This is a genomic window from Pseudoxanthomonas daejeonensis (assembly GCF_010093205.1).
GTDB lineage: Bacteria > Pseudomonadota > Gammaproteobacteria > Xanthomonadales > Xanthomonadaceae > Pseudoxanthomonas > Pseudoxanthomonas daejeonensis.
This window is the reverse complement of sequence record NZ_PDWN01000001.1, coordinates 354,336-369,158: the sequence shown is the minus strand read 5'-3', so window position 1 is coordinate 369,158 and position 14,823 is coordinate 354,336. Positions and strand designations below refer to the sequence as shown.

Genomic DNA, 14,823 nt, shown 5'->3' with positions numbered 1-14,823 from the left:
GGTCGCCGCCGGGTCCGGACCCGGCTACAGACTGTTGCGAAAACAAACCATCGTGCCCGTCCACTTCCCGCTCCGCCTCGTCGACCGCCGCATGCTGGCGCCCACCATCGGCCACTACGTGCTGGCCCGCGACGATGGCCAGCCGCTGGATTTCATCCCCGGCCAGTTCATCCAGATCCACTTCGACTATGCCGACGGCACGCCCGCGCGGCGCAGCTATTCGCTGGCCACCATCCACGACCACGCGCTGGGTCCGGGCGAGGCGGTGGAAATCGCGGTCAGCCACGTGGCCGGCGGCGCCGCCACCGCGCTGTTCGAAGGGCTGGCGGTCGGCGACCGGATCAGTGCCAGCGGACCCTATGGCCGCTTCTGCCTGATGCCCGGCGACCACAACCGGCGCTACCTGCTGATCGGCACCGGTACCGGGGTGACCCCATACCGCTCGATGCTGCCGGTGCTGGCCCAGCTGATGGCCGAACGCGACATCGAGGTGGTCGTGCTGTCCGGCGCGCGCACCCCGGGCGAGCTGCTGTATGCCGAGGACTTCCGCGCCTTCGCCGAGGCGCACCCTCGCTTCCGCTACGTGCCCTGCCTGTCGCGGGAGATGCCCGAACCCGGTTCGCCACACGCGCATGCCGACGTGCGCCACGGCTACGTACAGCAGCAGCTGGCCGGATTCGCCCCGGACCCGGCCACCGACATCGCCTACCTGTGCGGCAACCCGGACATGGTCGACGCCAGTTTCGACGCGCTGAAGGGCTACGGACTGCCGATTCCGCAGATCCGCCGCGAGAAGTACGTCAGCAACAAGTAGCCGCGGCGCCACGCAGCCTCGCCGGCCCAACCCGACGCCCGAAGCCATTGCACCGCTCCATCGGGCGGCCGTGCCGGCTGGCCTGGGCCCGGGGATGCTGTAAAGGTCGCTTGACAGCCCGCCGGGATGCGTCCTATCGTCTGTCAAGCTTCCTTTACATGGTGCTCGCAATGACTCCAACGTCGAATCGGGGCGGCATAAGCGCCGGCCTCCTGACCTGCGGCGTGGCCTTCCTGGTCATGGCCCTGCTGGGCGACGACCCGTCCGGCTTCCTGGGCGTGGGTCTGGCCCTGGCGGGCACTGCCATCGCGAGTACGGGTCGTTGCCCCCGGGGAGCGGCGCCATGAAGCGATCGGCCTCCTGGCTCCTGCTCGCGCTTGCCGTGCTGTCCGGCCTGGCCGCCGCGATCCTGCCGCGGGCGCTCCCCGGCCTAATCCCCGGCTGGCTCGGCTCCGCCCTGTTCGTGCTGGCCCTGGTCCTCGCCTTTAGTTCGCTGATGCGCTGGCAGCTGCCGGACAGTTGCGATTCCGCGTCACCTGGCCTGCGCCGGCGCTACACGCGTGAACTGATGCTGGCGATGGGCGCCTACGTGCTGATCCTGTTCGCCTCGGTCTGGCTGCTGCGGCACATCGAAGCGCCCGCGTTGCGCGCCCTGGTCGCTCTGTTGCCGGTGCCGCCGATCGCCTTGGCCCTGCGCGCCATCGTCCGCTTCATCCGTGATTCGGACGAGATGCAGCAGCGCATCGAGCTGGAGGCCGTATGCATCGCCACCGGGTTCGTCTCGCTGCTCTACTTGGCAGGCGGTTTCCTGCAGACGGCGAAGGTCATCGACGTCCCGGCCGCGGCCGCGCTGATCTGGCTGTTCCCGCTGGTCTGCCTCACCTACGGCCTGGCCAAGGCCGTGGTCTCGCGGCGCTACCGGTAGCTCGCGCCGATGAAGAACCACCTGCGCGAACTGCGCGAGGCCAAGGCCTGGTCGCAAGGCGAACTGGCCGAGCGGCTGGAAGTATCGCGACAGACCATCAACGCGCTGGAGACCGGCAAGTACGACCCGAGCCTGCCATTGGCGTTCAAGATCGCGCGGCTGTTCGGCTTGCAGATCGAGGACGTGTTCCTGCCGGAGGAACCATGAGCCGATCTCCTCCCGCGAGCCGCGCATTCCGTTTCCACCTTTCCACGCAACCACGAGGGGCCGTTTCGATGATGTCCCGCACGACCCGTATTTCCACCCTTGCCGCAATGGCCGTCTCGGCCACGCTGCTCGCCGGCTGCGATTCCGCGCAGACGCCCGAGCGTGCGGCTTCCTCCACGCGCCACTACGGCGCCATCGCCTTCGAACCCTGCACCCTGGCCAGTGGCATCTCCGCCGGCAACGTGCAGGCGCAGTGCGCAACATTCGAAGTCCCGGAGAACCGCGCCGCGCCCGACGGCCGGCGGATCCGGCTCAACCTGGCCTGGTTGCCGGCGACCGAGGAAGGTTCGGCCAGCGAAGACCCGGTGTTCTTCCTCGCCGGCGGCCCGGGCCAGTCGGCGGTGCAGGTGTGGCCGCAACTGGACCCGGCCTTCAAGGACGTGCGCAAGCAGCGCCACATCGTGCTGGTGGACCAGCGCGGCACCGGCGGCTCCAACCTGCTTTCGTGCGCGCCCGAAGGCGAGGACGACGAGCCGCAGGTCACCGCCACGCCCGATGCCGCGGCGATCGCCGACTTCGCGCGACGCTGCGCCGAACAGGCGGCCGACCGTGCAGACCCGCGCTTCTACACCACGACCGATGCCATCGCCGACCTGGACGCGGTTCGAGAGGCGATCGGCGCGCAGAAGATCAACCTCGTCGGCGGCTCCTATGGCACGCGCGTGGCGCAGCAGTACGCCGCCCGGTATCCGCAGCACGTGCGCAGTCTTGTCATCGATGGCGTCGCGCCGAACGACCTGGTGGTCGGCGGCGAGTTCGCGCATACCTTCGAGGACGCGCTGAAGCTGCAGTCGGCGCAGTGCCGGGAATTGCCCGCGTGCGCCAAGCGCTTCCCGCAGGATGCGCGCAGCCAGCTCGACACGCTGGTGTCGCGCCTGCGCGAAGCCCCGGCCCAGGTCGAGTACCGCGACCCGGCCACGGGCGAGAGCCGCACCGGCACGGTCAGCGCCGACACGGTCACCGGCCTGGCCTTCATGTTCTCGTACATGCCGCAGACCGCATCGCTGCTGCCGCTGGTGCTGGACGAAGCCAGCCAGGGCCGCTATGCGCCGCTGATGTCGCTGCACGACCTGATGGGTCGCAACATGGGCGGCTCGATGGCGCGCGGCATGCAGTGGTCGGTGATCTGCGCAGAGGACGCCGACCGTTACCAGGAAGGCGGCGCGGAAGGCACGCTGCTCGGTTCGGACGTGGCGCGCATGTTCTTCGCGGCGTGCCCCGCGTGGCCGCACGGCAGCCGCCCGGAGGATTTCACCGCGCCACTGGCGTCGGACGTGCCCGTGCTGCTGCTGTCGGGCGAGTTCGATCCGGTGACGCCGCCGCACTATGCCGAGCGCGTACTGCAGACCCTGCCCAATGGCCGCCACCTGGTTCTGCGCGGGCAGGCCCACGGCACCTTGGGCTTGGGGTGCATGCCCAGGCTGCTGGGCCAGTTCCTCGAATCCACCGATGCCAAGGCGCTGGATGCCAGCTGCCTGGACTCGATGACCTACGTGCCGCCTTTCACCAGTTTCAACGGATGGGAACCCTGATGCGCCGACACATTCCAGCGGGAGCCGCGCCATGATCCGCGCCCACGACCTGCACAAGAGCTTCAAGACCAAGACCGGTACGGTGAACGCGGTATCCGGCGTGAGCTTCGAGGCCCACGACGGCCAGATCACCGGACTGCTCGGCCCCAACGGCGCCGGCAAGACCACCACCCTGCGCATGCTCTACACGTTGATGAGGCCCGACCAGGGCCGGATCGAGGTGGATGGCGTGGACCCGGCCGTGGACCCGGTCGCGGTGCGCCGCGCGCTGGGCGTGCTGCCCGACGCACGCGGCGTGTACAAGCGCCTGACCGCGCGCGAGAACATCGCCTACTTCGGGCGGCTGCACGGCATTCCCGCTGCGCGCGTGGCCGAGCGCATCGCCACGCTGTCGTCGGCGCTGGACATGGGCGAAATCCTCGATCGCCAGACCGAAGGCTTTTCGCAGGGCCAGCGCACCAAGACCGCGATCGCGCGCGCGCTGGTCCACGACCCGCGCAACGTGATCCTCGACGAACCCACCAACGGCCTGGACGTGATGACCACCCGGGCGATGCGTGACTTCCTGCGCGGCCTGCGCAACGAGGGACGCTGCGTGATCTTCTCCAGCCACATCATGCAGGAGGTGGCCGCGCTCTGCGATCGCATCGTCATCGTCGCCAAGGGCCAGGTCGTGGCTGAAGGCACCGCCGACCAGCTGCGCGAGCAGACCGGCGAAAGCAACCTGGAAGACGCCTTCGTCAAGGTGATCGGCTCGGAGGAGGGCCTGCACGCATGAGTACGCTGTCGACGATGTGGATCGTGATGCTGAAGGAGCTGCGCGACATCGGCCGCGACCGGCGCACCCTCGCCCTGACCCTGCTGCTGGGACCGCTGCTGTTCCCTGCGCTGATCCTGGGCATGGGCACGCTCGCCGAGAAGCGGGCAAAGACCCAGATCGACAAGGTCCTGGAGATCCCGGTCATCGGCATGGAGCGCGCGCCGAACCTGGTCGCATTCCTCGCCAGCCAGGGGATCAAGGCGGTCGAAGCGCCTTCGGACCTGGAAGCGGCGCTGCGCGATCAGCGCCAGGACGTGGGCCTGCGCATCTCCGAAAGTTTCGCCGAGGACTGGCGTGCCGGCCGACCGGCGCTGGTGGAGGTGATGCTGGACAGCACGCAGCGTGACTCGGGCATTCCCGGGCAGCGCCTGCGCGGGGCGCTGGCGGCCTACAGCGGCCAGGTCGGTGCTTTGCGCCTGCTGGCTCGCGGTATGGATCCGTCGGTGGCGCAGCCGGTCAACACCGGCACGCTGGACGTGTCCACGCCGGAGGCCAAGCGCGGCCTGATGCTGTCGGTGATGCTGCCGTACTTCCTGATCATCACCGCGTTCCTCGGAGGTGCGGCGCTGGTGCTGGACGCCACCGCCGGCGAGCGCGAGCGGCAGACCCTGGAACCGCTGCTGGCCACGCCCGCTGCACGCGGCGCAATCGTCTCCGGCAAGATCATCGCCGCCTGCCTGCTGGGCGTGGTGTCGTTGCTGCTTTCGCTGCTGGCGATCAAGCTCAGCGCGCAGTTCGCCACCGGCATGGCCCGCTCGCTGGACATGTCGATGCTGTCGATCGCCAGGATGCTGTTCGTGCTGCTGCCGATGCTGCTGATCGGCACCTCGCTGCTCACCTTCCTGGCCGCCGCGGCCAAGAGCCTGAAGGAAGCGCAGAGCCACATGACCTGGCTGATGCTGCTGCCGATGATCCCGACCATGATGCTGATGGTGAATCCGGTGAAGACCCAGCTGTGGCAGTTCGCGGTGCCGTTCCTGGCGCAGAACCAGCTGCTGCTGAAGGTGATCCGCGCCGAGCCGATCTCCGCGCAGGTATGGGCGGTCTACCTGGGTTGCAGCCTGGGCCTGGCCTTGCTGCTGTGGCTGGCGTCGGTGATGCGTTACCGGCAGGAGAAGCTGGCGATCTCGACCTGAGTCATCCGCGACCCCAGGTCGCGGATGGAAGCAATAAAAAAGGCCCGGCATTGCCGGGCCTTTTTCCTGTCATGAAGGACGCGATCAACCGCCGGGGTTGAACGCCACCGTGCGACGCGTGGTCACCGGCGCGTCGACCGGCTCGAAGCGCCAGCGACGGACCGCGTTGAGCGCTTCGCGATCGAAGGTGCGCGCCGGATTGGCACGCAGCACGCGGGCATCGGTGACCGCACCGTCGGTGCCGACCGTGAACTCGACCAGCACCTCGCCCGAGGTCCCGGCGCGCAGCGCGTCGGGCGGGTAGCGCGGCGACGGCATGCTGATCGGACGCAGGCTGCGCTGCGCCGGTGCGGCGGCCTGCGCCGCCGGAGCGGCCTGCTGCTGCGCGGCGGCCTGTCGGGCCGCGGCTTCGCGCTGCTGTTCGGCTTCGCGCGCGGCCGCCTGGCGGGCGGCTTCCTGCTGTTCGGCCAGGCGACGGGCGGCGTCGGCTTCGGCGGCCTGCTGCTGGACCTGCTGCTGCGCCTGGGCCTGCACGCGGGCCTCGGCGTCGGCCTTGGCGCGGTTGGCCTCGGCCTCGCTGCGCTGGGCCACGGCCTGCTGCGAGGTGGTGATGCTCTGGCGGATGCGCGGCAGCGCCGGCGCGGTCTTGTCGGCCTTCTCGATCAGGGCGACGAGACGCTGGGCTTCTTCGAACTGTTCGCGCGCCACGGCCTGTTCGGCGGCGATGAGCGTGTACGGCATCAGGTCGGTCAGCGCGCTGGAAACGGCCGCGTCATCGGGCAGCTTGTCGCGCAAGGCCAGGTAGTACTCCATGGCGTTGTCGCCCGCCGGTGCGTACATCCGGTTCTCGCGCAGCGCCTGGCTGGCGGCATCACGCAGCTGGTCGGCGCCCATCGCCTGCACGGTCGCGGCGACCGCAGGGGCGGGCGGGGTGGCCGCCGGAGTCGCGGCGGGCTGGTTGGCCGCGGCCGGCGTGGGCGCGGCCGGCGCGGCTTCTTCCTGCTTGGAGCAGGCGCCGAGGACGGCAGCCAGCATCAGGCACGCGCACAGCCGCGATTTCGGCGAAATCGTCATGGACAGCATTCGGTACTCCCCCGTGGAAAAGCATGTGGTACAGCCGGATCGCGTCCCCTAGATCGCGCAATCCGCCCGGGATTGTCAACCGCGAGGGGCCCGGCCACAAGCCGCGCCGGGTCCGGGGCATCGCGGCCACGCAGCGGATCCGGGTGAAAACGTGATGCCGGTCATGCCGCCCGAGTCTATTTGCCGATGCAGAAGCTCGAGAAGATATGGCCCAGCAGCTCGTCGGCGCTGGTCTGCCCGGTGATCCGGCCCAGGGCCTGGTGGGCCAGGCGCAGTTCCTCGGCCGCCAGTTCCATCCGCTCGGCCGACAGCTCGGCGGCCGCGGCAAGAGCGTGGCCGAGGGTCTCGCGCAGGCCCTCGACCTGGCGCCCGCGTGCGCTGAATTCGCCTTCCGCGGCATCCGGCGCGCCACCGGCAGCCAGCCGCCGCAGGGCGGCGTGCAGGTGATCCAGCCCCGCGCCGGTCAGCGCCGAGACGTGCACCTCATCGGCACCGGGCGGCACGGTCGCGTGCCGGGAATCGAGCAGGTCGGCCTTGTTCAGGATCCACAGCCGCGCCGGCACGCCGGCAGAGGCTTCTTCCAGCGCGGGCCGCCCTGTGTCCGGATCGGTCGCGTCCAGGACCAGCAGGGCGACGTCGGCGCGCTGCAACTCGGCATGCGCGCGGCGCATGCCTTCGCGTTCGATCGCATCGCCGCCGTCGCGCAGGCCGGCAGTGTCCGAAAGCTCCAGCTCCAGCCCGTCGATGCGGACGGTCTCGCGCAACACGTCGCGGGTGGTGCCGGCGATGTCTGCCACGATGGCGCGCGCATCGCCGGCCAGTGCATTGAGCAGCGAGCTCTTGCCGGCATTGGGCGGCCCCAGCAGCACCGCGTGCAGGCCGTCGCGCAGGCGGCGCCCGCGCTCGGCTTCGACGATCAAACGTCGCAACTCGTCGCACAGCCGGCCCAGGTCACCGCGCACCTGCACGATGCCGAGCGTCTCGATCGGCTCGTCGACGAAATCGATCGCCGCTTCCACGTGGACCCGCAACCGCAGCAGGGTCGCGGCGATCGCATCGATCCTTTGCGAAAACACGCCTTCCAGCGACCTGCGCGCCGCGCGCGCCGCGCGCAGGTCGGCCGCGGCGATCAGGTCGGCGATGGCCTCGGCCTGGACCAGGTCGACCTTGCCGTTGAGGAAGGCGCGTTCGCTGAACTCGCCCGGCCGTGCCGGGCGCGCGCCCAGTTCGCAGCAGCGCTCGACCAGCCGGCGCAGCAGCACGGGGCTGCCGTGCGCCTGCAGTTCGGCCACGTCCTCGCCGGTGAAGCTGTGCGGACCCGGGAAGGCCAGGGCGATGCCGTCATCGATGGGCTGGCCATCGGCGTCGGAAAAGACGGCTCGCGCGGCGCGACGCGGCAGCAGGCCGCGCGCGGCGATCGCCTCGGCGATGGCCAATGCACGCGGCCCGGAGAGGCGCACGATGCCGACGCCACCGGCCCCTGGCGCGGTGGCGATCGCGGCGATGGTGTCGTTGCCGGCGGGCGGGCGGGTGTTCATCGCCGCAGAGTCTGGCACAGCAAAAACCCGCCGGTCGGGCGGGTTTTTGCTGGTGCGGCTGGGGCCGGCCGGATCACTTGGCCGGCGTGGCCTTCGTTGCCGGCTCGCCGTGGCGCTTCATCATCCACCACTGCTGCAGCAGGCCCAGCGAACCGTTGGTGACCCAGTACAGGACCAGGCCGGCCGGGAAGAAGGCCATCATCACGCCGAACGCGACCGGCATGAACTGCATCATCTTCTGCTGCATCGGATCCATGCCCGGCGCCGGTTGCAGCTTCTGCGTGAACCACATCACCGCGACGTTGATGACCGGCAGGATGAAGTACGGATCGCGCGCGGTCAGGTCCTGGATCCAGAGGATCCACGGCGCGTGGCGCAACTCCACCGACTCCACCAGCACCCAGTACAGCGCCAGGAACACCGGCATCTGCACCAGGATCGGCAGGCAGCCGCCCATCGGGTTGATCTTTTCCTTCTTGTACAGCTCCATCATCGCGGTCTGGAACTTCTGCTTGTCGTCGCCGTAGCGCTCCTTCAGCTGCTGGATGCGCGGCTGGAACTTGCGCATCTTCGCGAAGCTCTTGTACTGCGCCGCCGACAGCGGATAGAGCACGGCCTTGACCAGCACCACCAGGCCGATGATCGCCCAGCCCCAGTTGCCGAACAGGCCGTACAGGTGGCTCAGCACCCAGAACAGGCCTTCCCCCAGCAACGCCAGGATCGAGAACTGGCTGTAATCGACCGCGCGCTCCAGGCCCGGGACCTGCTGGGCGCGGATCTCCGACACCAGCTTCGGGCCGACATACAGGCGCGCCTGGGTGGTGGCGGTCGCTCCGGGTGCGACCTGCACCGCTTCGCCCAGCTCTCGGACCAGCGCGCCGCTCGGGGGCGCGTCCAGCGAGATGGTCGACGGCTGCTGGCCCTCGGGAATCCATGCGCTGAAGAAGTGGTGCTGCAGCATCGCGATCCAGCCACGGGCCGCCTGTGCGTTGACACGGCCGTCCTCGAGGAAATCCTCGTCGAACTTGCGGCGCTGGTAGTCGCCGTCGTACCAGGCCGCGCCGGTGAAGCTGAAGGATTCCGGCTGGGTGTAGCCGCGCTTGATCGTCGGCGGCTTGCGGATCAGCTGGCGGTAGACCTGGCCCTGCCAGGGCGTGGTGCCCTGGTTGATGACCTCGTCGCGCACCTCGACCGCATAGGAGCCGCGGGTGAGCGTGTAGCTGCGACGGATGCTGACCCCGTCCGGGCCGTGCCAGACGAAAGGCACCACCACCTGGTTCTGGCCATCGGCCAGGACGAAATCACGCTGCGGCCCTTCCGGCACGAAGCCGGACTGGTGGCTCGGCGCGGCGCCGGTGGCGCTGACCCAGCCGGCCTGCGCTGCATAGAAATGCGCCGGATCGGTGTCGAACAGGCGAACAGGCGCGCTGCCGGATTGGCGGGCCTGCGGGAACTTGGGCAGGTCGGCCTGCAGCACGCTGCCGCCGTCGAGGACCAGGTCGAGCACATCGCTGCGCACATTGACGCGGTCACCGCCGCCCACGGCGGTCGACACGGGGGCGGCAGGCTGCGACGCGGTGGCGGTGGGCACTGCCGCGCCACCGGCCTGCGGAGCCGGGACGGCCGCGGGCACGGAAGCGGCCCCGTCGGCCGTGAGGGCCGCGACCGGAACGGCGGTGGCCGGCGGAGCGGCCTTTTCCTTGCCCCATTCCATCCACAGCAGCATCGCCACCATCAGCCAGGCAAGGATCAGGAATACACGGGTCTGGTTCATCGGGCAGGCAGGCTCGGCCGGGTCAGGAGTCCGGCGTGGAAGTGGGAATAGGGGGATGGGTCGGATCGGACGGTGTGGCCGCCGGCATTGTGCCGCCGGCGACCGGAGCGGGCAATGCGCCGGCGCGGCGCAGCAGCTTCAGGTAGGCGTCCAGGAGTTGCGCGTTCGCGGCGCGGCCCGCGGCGGGGCGCGCGACCACCACGTAATCGCCGCCGGCCAGTTGGGCGCGCACGCGGCGGGTGGCGTCGCGCAGCACGCGCTTGATCCGGTTGCGGCCGACCGCATGCGGATCGACCTTGCGCGATACCGCCAGGCCCAGGCGCGGCGGCTGCGAACCCGGAACCCAGTGCAGGCCAAGCAGCGGGTCTCCGATACGGCGACCTTGCTCGAACACGACGGTATATTCGGCGCGCAAACGAACCCGCGCGCTGCGAGGGAATCGCGCGCGCGGGTCGGAAGTCATCGGATGTTGCGGATCGCGGCGGCCGGTTCCTGCGCCTGGCAGGGGCCGGATCGCAATCAGGCGCTCAGGCGCTTGCGGCCCTTGGCGCGGCGACGCGCCAGGATCTTGCGGCCGTCGGCGGTCTTCATGCGGGCACGAAACCCGTGATCGCGCTTGCGCTTGAGGTTGCTGGGCTGGTAGGTGCGCTTGGTAGCCATGGCGGCACTCGGCTGTGTTCAGTTCGAAAGAACCGGAAATTCTACGGGGCAGGCCGAGTCCGGGTCAAGCCGCCATGTCCGCCCGGCCCGGCAACCGGCCGTGATGTCTGTGGATGCCCTGTGAATAAGTCTTGGGAAAGCACAGCCCCGATGGTAGGCTGCCCAGTCCGATTTCCGACCCCCGCGGTCGTCCGGCGTCGCTCACCCGACGCGGCGATCGCCCCATGAGCTTTGCCTTTCTGATGGATGCCTGGCCCCGTTGTCTGGAACGCCTCGAAGCCGAACTGCCGGCCGAGGACGTCCATACCTGGCTCAAACCCCTGCAGGCCGAGGAGCGCGTCGACGGCGTCGTGCTCTACGCGCCCAACGCCTTCATCATCGAACAGGTCCGCGACCGGTACCTGCCGCGGATCCGCGAACTGGCCCAGCATTTCGCCGGCCTCAACGTGGCGCTGGAGATCGGCTCGCGTCCGCGTGCGGCCGAACCGGCCCGCCCTTCGGCGGCGGCCGCGCTCCCGGGGCTGGGCCACCGCCCGGCCACCTCGTCCGAGCCGTTCAACGGCAACCTCGATTCGCATTACACCTTCGAGAACTTCGTCGAGGGACGCAGCAACCAGTTGGGCCGCGCCGCCGCGTGGCAGGCCGCGCAGCGTCCGGGCGACCGCGCGCACAACCCGCTGCTGCTGTACGGGGGCACCGGGCTGGGCAAGACCCACCTGATGTTCGCCGCCGGCAACGCCATGCGCGCGGCCAATCCCGGTGCGCGCGTGCTCTACCTGCGCTCGGAGCAGTTCTACAGTGCGTTCTTCCGCGCCCTGCAGGAAAAGACCGCCGACCAGTTCAAGCGCCAGTTCCAGCAGATCGACGCGCTGCTGATCGACGACATCCAGTTCTTCGCCGGCAAGGACCGCACGCAGGAAGAGTTCTTCCACACCTTCAATTCGCTGTTCGACAGCCGCCAGCAGATCATCATGACCTGCGACCGCTATCCGCGCGAAGTGGACGGGCTGGAGCCGCGACTGAAGTCGCGCCTGGCCTGGGGCCTGTCGGTGGCGATCGACCCGCCGGATTTCGAGACCCGTGCGGCGATCGTGCTGGCCAAAGCGAACGAGCGCGGCGCGCAGATCCCGGACGAGGTGGCGTTCCTGCTGGCCAAGAAGATGCGCAGCAACGTGCGCGACCTGGAGGGTGCGCTCAACACCCTGGCCGCGCGCGCCAACTTCACGGGACGCGCGATCAGCGTGGAGTTCGCCCAGGAGACGCTGCGCGACCTGCTGCGCGCCCAGCAACAGGCGATCGGCATTCCCAACATCCAGAAGACCGTCGCCGACTATTACGGATTGCAGATGAAAGACCTGCTGTCCAAGCGTCGTACCCGCTCGCTCGCGCGACCGCGACAGATGGCCATGGCCCTGACCAAGGAACTGACCGAGCACAGCCTTCCGGAGATCGGCGACGCCTTCGCCGGCCGCGACCACACCACCGTGCTGCATGCGTGCCGCCAGATCCGCAACCTGATGGAAACCGACGGCAAGCTGCGCGAGGACTGGGACAAGTTGATCCGCAAGCTGAGCGAGTAGGTCCGCTCGCCGGACCCCGGGGGCGGCGCGATCAACGAACGCAGCGGTCGACCGGGCAGGTGCGGTAAATTCTCTGGGTAGAACCCGGGGATGATCTGGGGATAAGCCGGGGACAGATCCGAGTGGTCAAATCCATCCACAGCTTGTCCTGATCCCCGACTAGGTCTTTTACGCAGGCTTTGCGCTCACAGAAATTAGATACATTTCAATAGTTTAAAGTAGTTTTCCACAGATTTAGGGCTACTCCAGCACCACCACATTTAGATTTATTCCACATTCCTTTAAAGCGTAGAGGCACGGACTCCCATGCGTTTCACTCTGCAACGAGAGGCCTTTCTCAAGCCCTTGGCCCAGGTCGTCAACGTGGTTGAACGGCGGCAGACATTGCCGGTTCTGGCCAACTTCCTGGTGCAGGTGCAGAACGGACAGCTCTCGCTGACCGGTACCGACCTGGAAGTGGAAATGGTCGCCCGTGCGGCAGTCGAGGATGCGCAGGACGGTGAAACCACCATCCCCGCGCGCAAGCTGTTCGAGATCGTGCGTGCCTTGCCCGACGGCAGCCGGGTAACGGTCAGCCAGAACGGGGACAAGGTCAGTGTCCAGGCCGGCCGCAGCCGGTTCACCCTGGCGACCCTGCCCGCCAACGATTTCCCCTCGGTGGACGAAGTCGAAGCCACCGAGCGGATCAGCGTTCCCGAAGCGGGCCTCAAGGAACTGATCGAGCGCACGGCGTTCGCCATGGCCCAGCAGGATGTCCGCTATTACCTCAACGGCCTGCTGTTCGACCTGCGCGACCAGACCCTGCGTTGCGTGGCTACCGACGGCCATCGCCTGGCGTTGTGCGAAGCACCGCTCGAGCAGACGGTGGCCACCAAGCGCCAGATCATCGTGCCGCGCAAGGGCGTGACCGAACTGCAACGCCTGCTCGAAGGCGTCGACCGGGCCTTGGAGCTGGAGCTGGGGCGTAGCCACGTCCGGGTCAAGCGCGACGATGTGACGTTCACCTCCAAACTGATCGATGGCCGTTTCCCCGACTACGAGGCGGTGATCCCGATCGGTGCGGAGAAGGAGGCCAAGGTGGATCGCGAGGTCCTGCGTGCGGCCCTGCAACGCGCCGCGATCCTCTCGAACGAGAAGTACCGTGGCGTGCGGGTGGAGATCTCCCCCGGCCAGCTGAAGATCAGCGCCCATAATCCCGAGCAGGAAGAGGCGCAGGAAGAGATCGAGGCTGACACCAAGGTCGACAACCTGGCGATCGGGTTCAACGTCAACTACCTGCTCGACGCGCTGGGTGCCCTGCGCGACGAACATGTCGTGATCGCGTTGCGGGACGCCAACTCGTCGGCACTGGTTCGTGAAGCCAGCAGCGCCAAGTGCCGTCACGTGGTCATGCCGCTGCGGCTGTGACGCAAACGGCGACCCCGGTGTTCCACGTGGAACCTTCGCAACGCCCGGCTTCGGCCGGGTGTTGTGCTTTGGGGGCCCATCCGTGCGGGTGACACGGCTGACATTGCGGGACGTGCGGCGTTTCGACGAAGCCGAGCTGCTGCCCTCGGCCGGGTTGAACCTGCTGACTGGCGCCAATGGCGCTGGCAAGACCAGCGTGCTTGAAGCGCTGCACCTCATGGCCTACGGCCGCAGTTTCCGGGGTCGGGTACGTGATGGCCTGATCCGGGAGCACGCGGCCGCTCTGGAAGTATTCGTCGAGTGGGAAGAGGGGGCTGTTGGCGCTGGCACGGTGTTGCGGCGAGCAGGCCTTCGCCACGGCGGCCAGGACTGGTCGGGCCGGTTGGACGGTCGGGAAGTTGGCCACCTGGGCCAGTTGTGCGCAGCGCTGGCGGTGGTGACTTTCGAGCCCGGCAGTCATGCGCTGATTGCCGGAGGAGCGGAGAACCGGCGACGGTTCATGGATTGGGGCCTGTTCCACGTGGAACAGGACTTCCTGCCGCTCTGGCGTCGCTATGCGCGCGCCCTGAAGCAGCGCAACGCGCTCCTCAAGGCCCATGGTGCGTCGAGCCAGCTGGATGCCTGGGACCATGAGCTGGGGGAGGCTGGAGAGGCGCTGACGACCTACAGGGAACGCTACCTCGCCGAGCTCGCGCCGCGGGTAATGGAGGTAGGTGCCTCCCTCACCCCGGGATTGCCTCTGGCTGGCCTGGATTTCCAGCCCGGCTGGCGACGACAGGAGCTGTCGCTGCCGGATGCGCTGCTGTTGGGGCGTGAGCGGGACCGCTTGGCCGGCTATACCGGCGTGGGGCCCCACCGCGCCGACTGGAGCCTGCGCTTCGCCAGCTTGCCCGGCAGGGAAGCGTTGTCGCGCGGCCAGACCAAACTGGCGGCATTGGCAGCGCTACTGGCCCAGGCCAGCGACTACCGCGAGCGCCGGGGGCACTGGCCGGTCATCGCGCTGGATGATCTCCCCTCCGAACTGGACAGGGAGCACCAGCAGCGCGTGTTCCGGTTTCTGCAGGGTCAAGCGGGCCTGCAACTGTTCGTGAGCGCGACCGAGCTGCCGAGCGTCCTCGGTAGTGACCGCGTCGAGGCTCGGGTGTTCCACGTGGAACAGGGTCGAATCACAGGCTGATCCCGAAGTGAGGGGGCGGGGCGCGGTCTCCTGCTGGGGTATAATCGGGCGTCAACCCTATAGCTAAGGTGTCCGCAGCTGAAATGGCTGCGGCCCGGCCCCGACGTGGC

General features: G+C 68.6%; 14 protein-coding genes. 9 read left to right on the top strand and 5 right to left on the bottom strand.

Translation table 11 applies throughout. The features are described 5' to 3' along the window. Positions 1 to 91: 91 nt before the first annotated feature. From CSC65_RS01615 to CSC65_RS01590, 6 genes are all read left to right on the top strand, one after another. Positions 92 to 814, top strand: a complete 723-nt coding sequence (locus CSC65_RS01615) for an FAD-binding oxidoreductase (RefSeq protein ID WP_238390229.1) — start codon at positions 92 to 94, stop codon at positions 812 to 814. 343 nt (positions 815 to 1,157) lie between these two features. Continuing rightward, positions 1,158 to 1,739, top strand: coding sequence for a hypothetical protein (locus CSC65_RS01610; protein ID WP_162408207.1), 582 nt, complete (start codon positions 1,158 to 1,160; stop codon positions 1,737 to 1,739). A gap of 9 nt (positions 1,740 to 1,748) precedes the next feature. After that, positions 1,749 to 1,946 carry a helix-turn-helix transcriptional regulator gene (locus CSC65_RS01605; RefSeq protein WP_162408206.1) on the top strand — a complete coding sequence of 66 codons (198 nt, stop codon included), beginning with the start codon at positions 1,749 to 1,751 and terminating at the stop codon, positions 1,944 to 1,946. Positions 1,947 to 2,017: 71 nt separating this feature from the next. Next, positions 2,018 to 3,538, top strand: a complete 1,521-nt coding sequence (locus tag CSC65_RS01600) for an alpha/beta hydrolase (protein ID WP_425501287.1) — start codon at positions 2,018 to 2,020, stop codon at positions 3,536 to 3,538. Positions 3,539 to 3,569: 31 nt separating this feature from the next. Beyond that, a complete protein-coding gene (locus tag CSC65_RS01595; RefSeq protein WP_162408204.1) occupies positions 3,570 to 4,316 on the top strand; it encodes an ABC transporter ATP-binding protein in 747 nt (248 codons plus the stop codon). After that, positions 4,313 to 5,494, top strand: coding sequence for an ABC transporter permease (locus tag CSC65_RS01590; protein ID WP_162408203.1), 1,182 nt, complete (start codon positions 4,313 to 4,315; stop codon positions 5,492 to 5,494). The genes CSC65_RS01595 and CSC65_RS01590 overlap by 4 nt, the downstream gene beginning before the upstream one ends. Positions 5,495 to 5,578: 84 nt before the next feature. Here CSC65_RS01590 and CSC65_RS01585 read toward each other — a convergent pair whose 3' ends face one another. The 5 genes from CSC65_RS01585 to rpmH all read right to left on the bottom strand — a co-directional run bounded on the left by CSC65_RS01585 (position 5,579) and on the right by rpmH (position 10,549). Then, complete coding sequence (locus CSC65_RS01585; RefSeq protein WP_425501286.1) at positions 5,579 to 6,568, bottom strand: energy transducer TonB; 990 nt, start codon at positions 6,566 to 6,568, stop codon at positions 5,579 to 5,581. A gap of 185 nt (positions 6,569 to 6,753) precedes the next feature. Continuing rightward, complete coding sequence (mnmE, locus tag CSC65_RS01580; protein ID WP_162408201.1) at positions 6,754 to 8,115, bottom strand: tRNA uridine-5-carboxymethylaminomethyl(34) synthesis GTPase MnmE; 1,362 nt, start codon at positions 8,113 to 8,115, stop codon at positions 6,754 to 6,756. A 73-nt stretch (positions 8,116 to 8,188) separates the two neighbouring features. Then, positions 8,189 to 9,889, bottom strand: a complete 1,701-nt coding sequence (gene yidC / locus CSC65_RS01575) for a membrane protein insertase YidC (protein ID WP_162408200.1) — start codon at positions 9,887 to 9,889, stop codon at positions 8,189 to 8,191. Between the two features lie 22 nt (positions 9,890 to 9,911). Further along, complete coding sequence (rnpA, locus tag CSC65_RS01570) at positions 9,912 to 10,352, bottom strand: ribonuclease P protein component (protein WP_162408199.1); 441 nt, start codon at positions 10,350 to 10,352, stop codon at positions 9,912 to 9,914. A 56-nt stretch (positions 10,353 to 10,408) separates the two neighbouring features. Then, positions 10,409 to 10,549, bottom strand: coding sequence for a 50S ribosomal protein L34 (gene rpmH, locus CSC65_RS01565; protein ID WP_024892171.1), 141 nt, complete (start codon positions 10,547 to 10,549; stop codon positions 10,409 to 10,411). A 242-nt stretch (positions 10,550 to 10,791) separates the two neighbouring features. Between rpmH and dnaA the strand changes: the two genes are divergently transcribed. From dnaA to recF, 3 genes are all read left to right on the top strand, one after another. Continuing rightward, complete coding sequence (dnaA, locus tag CSC65_RS01560) at positions 10,792 to 12,129, top strand: chromosomal replication initiator protein DnaA (RefSeq protein WP_162408251.1); 1,338 nt, start codon at positions 10,792 to 10,794, stop codon at positions 12,127 to 12,129. A 306-nt stretch (positions 12,130 to 12,435) separates the two neighbouring features. Further along, entirely contained in the window at positions 12,436 to 13,536 is a 1,101-nt protein-coding gene (gene dnaN, locus CSC65_RS01555; RefSeq protein WP_162408198.1) for a DNA polymerase III subunit beta, read from the top strand. A gap of 82 nt (positions 13,537 to 13,618) precedes the next feature. Continuing rightward, positions 13,619 to 14,713, top strand: a complete 1,095-nt coding sequence (recF, locus tag CSC65_RS01550) for a DNA replication/repair protein RecF (RefSeq protein WP_162408197.1) — start codon at positions 13,619 to 13,621, stop codon at positions 14,711 to 14,713. Positions 14,714 to 14,823 lie beyond the last annotated feature (110 nt).

Excerpts from the sequence above, each read along its gene's own strand:
- CSC65_RS01615 (WP_238390229.1), top strand. The coding sequence starts at position 92 with ATGCTGGCGCCCACCATCGGCCACTACGTGCTGGCCCGCGACGATGGC.
- CSC65_RS01610 (WP_162408207.1), top strand. The coding sequence starts at position 1,158 with ATGAAGCGATCGGCCTCCTGGCTCCTGCTCGCGCTTGCCGTGCTGTCC.
- CSC65_RS01605 (WP_162408206.1), top strand. The coding sequence starts at position 1,749 with ATGAAGAACCACCTGCGCGAACTGCGCGAGGCCAAGGCCTGGTCGCAA.
- CSC65_RS01600 (WP_425501287.1), top strand. The coding sequence starts at position 2,018 with ATGTCCCGCACGACCCGTATTTCCACCCTTGCCGCAATGGCCGTCTCG.
- CSC65_RS01595 (WP_162408204.1), top strand. The coding sequence starts at position 3,570 with ATGATCCGCGCCCACGACCTGCACAAGAGCTTCAAGACCAAGACCGGT.
- CSC65_RS01590 (WP_162408203.1), top strand. The coding sequence starts at position 4,313 with ATGAGTACGCTGTCGACGATGTGGATCGTGATGCTGAAGGAGCTGCGC.
- CSC65_RS01585 (WP_425501286.1), bottom strand. The coding sequence starts at position 6,568 with ATGACGATTTCGCCGAAATCGCGGCTGTGCGCGTGCCTGATGCTGGCT.
- mnmE (WP_162408201.1), bottom strand. The coding sequence starts at position 8,115 with ATGAACACCCGCCCGCCCGCCGGCAACGACACCATCGCCGCGATCGCC.
- yidC (WP_162408200.1), bottom strand. The coding sequence starts at position 9,889 with ATGAACCAGACCCGTGTATTCCTGATCCTTGCCTGGCTGATGGTGGCG.
- rnpA (WP_162408199.1), bottom strand. The coding sequence starts at position 10,352 with ATGACTTCCGACCCGCGCGCGCGATTCCCTCGCAGCGCGCGGGTTCGT.
- rpmH (WP_024892171.1), bottom strand. The coding sequence starts at position 10,549 with ATGGCTACCAAGCGCACCTACCAGCCCAGCAACCTCAAGCGCAAGCGC.
- dnaA (WP_162408251.1), top strand. The coding sequence starts at position 10,792 with ATGGATGCCTGGCCCCGTTGTCTGGAACGCCTCGAAGCCGAACTGCCG.
- dnaN (WP_162408198.1), top strand. The coding sequence starts at position 12,436 with ATGCGTTTCACTCTGCAACGAGAGGCCTTTCTCAAGCCCTTGGCCCAG.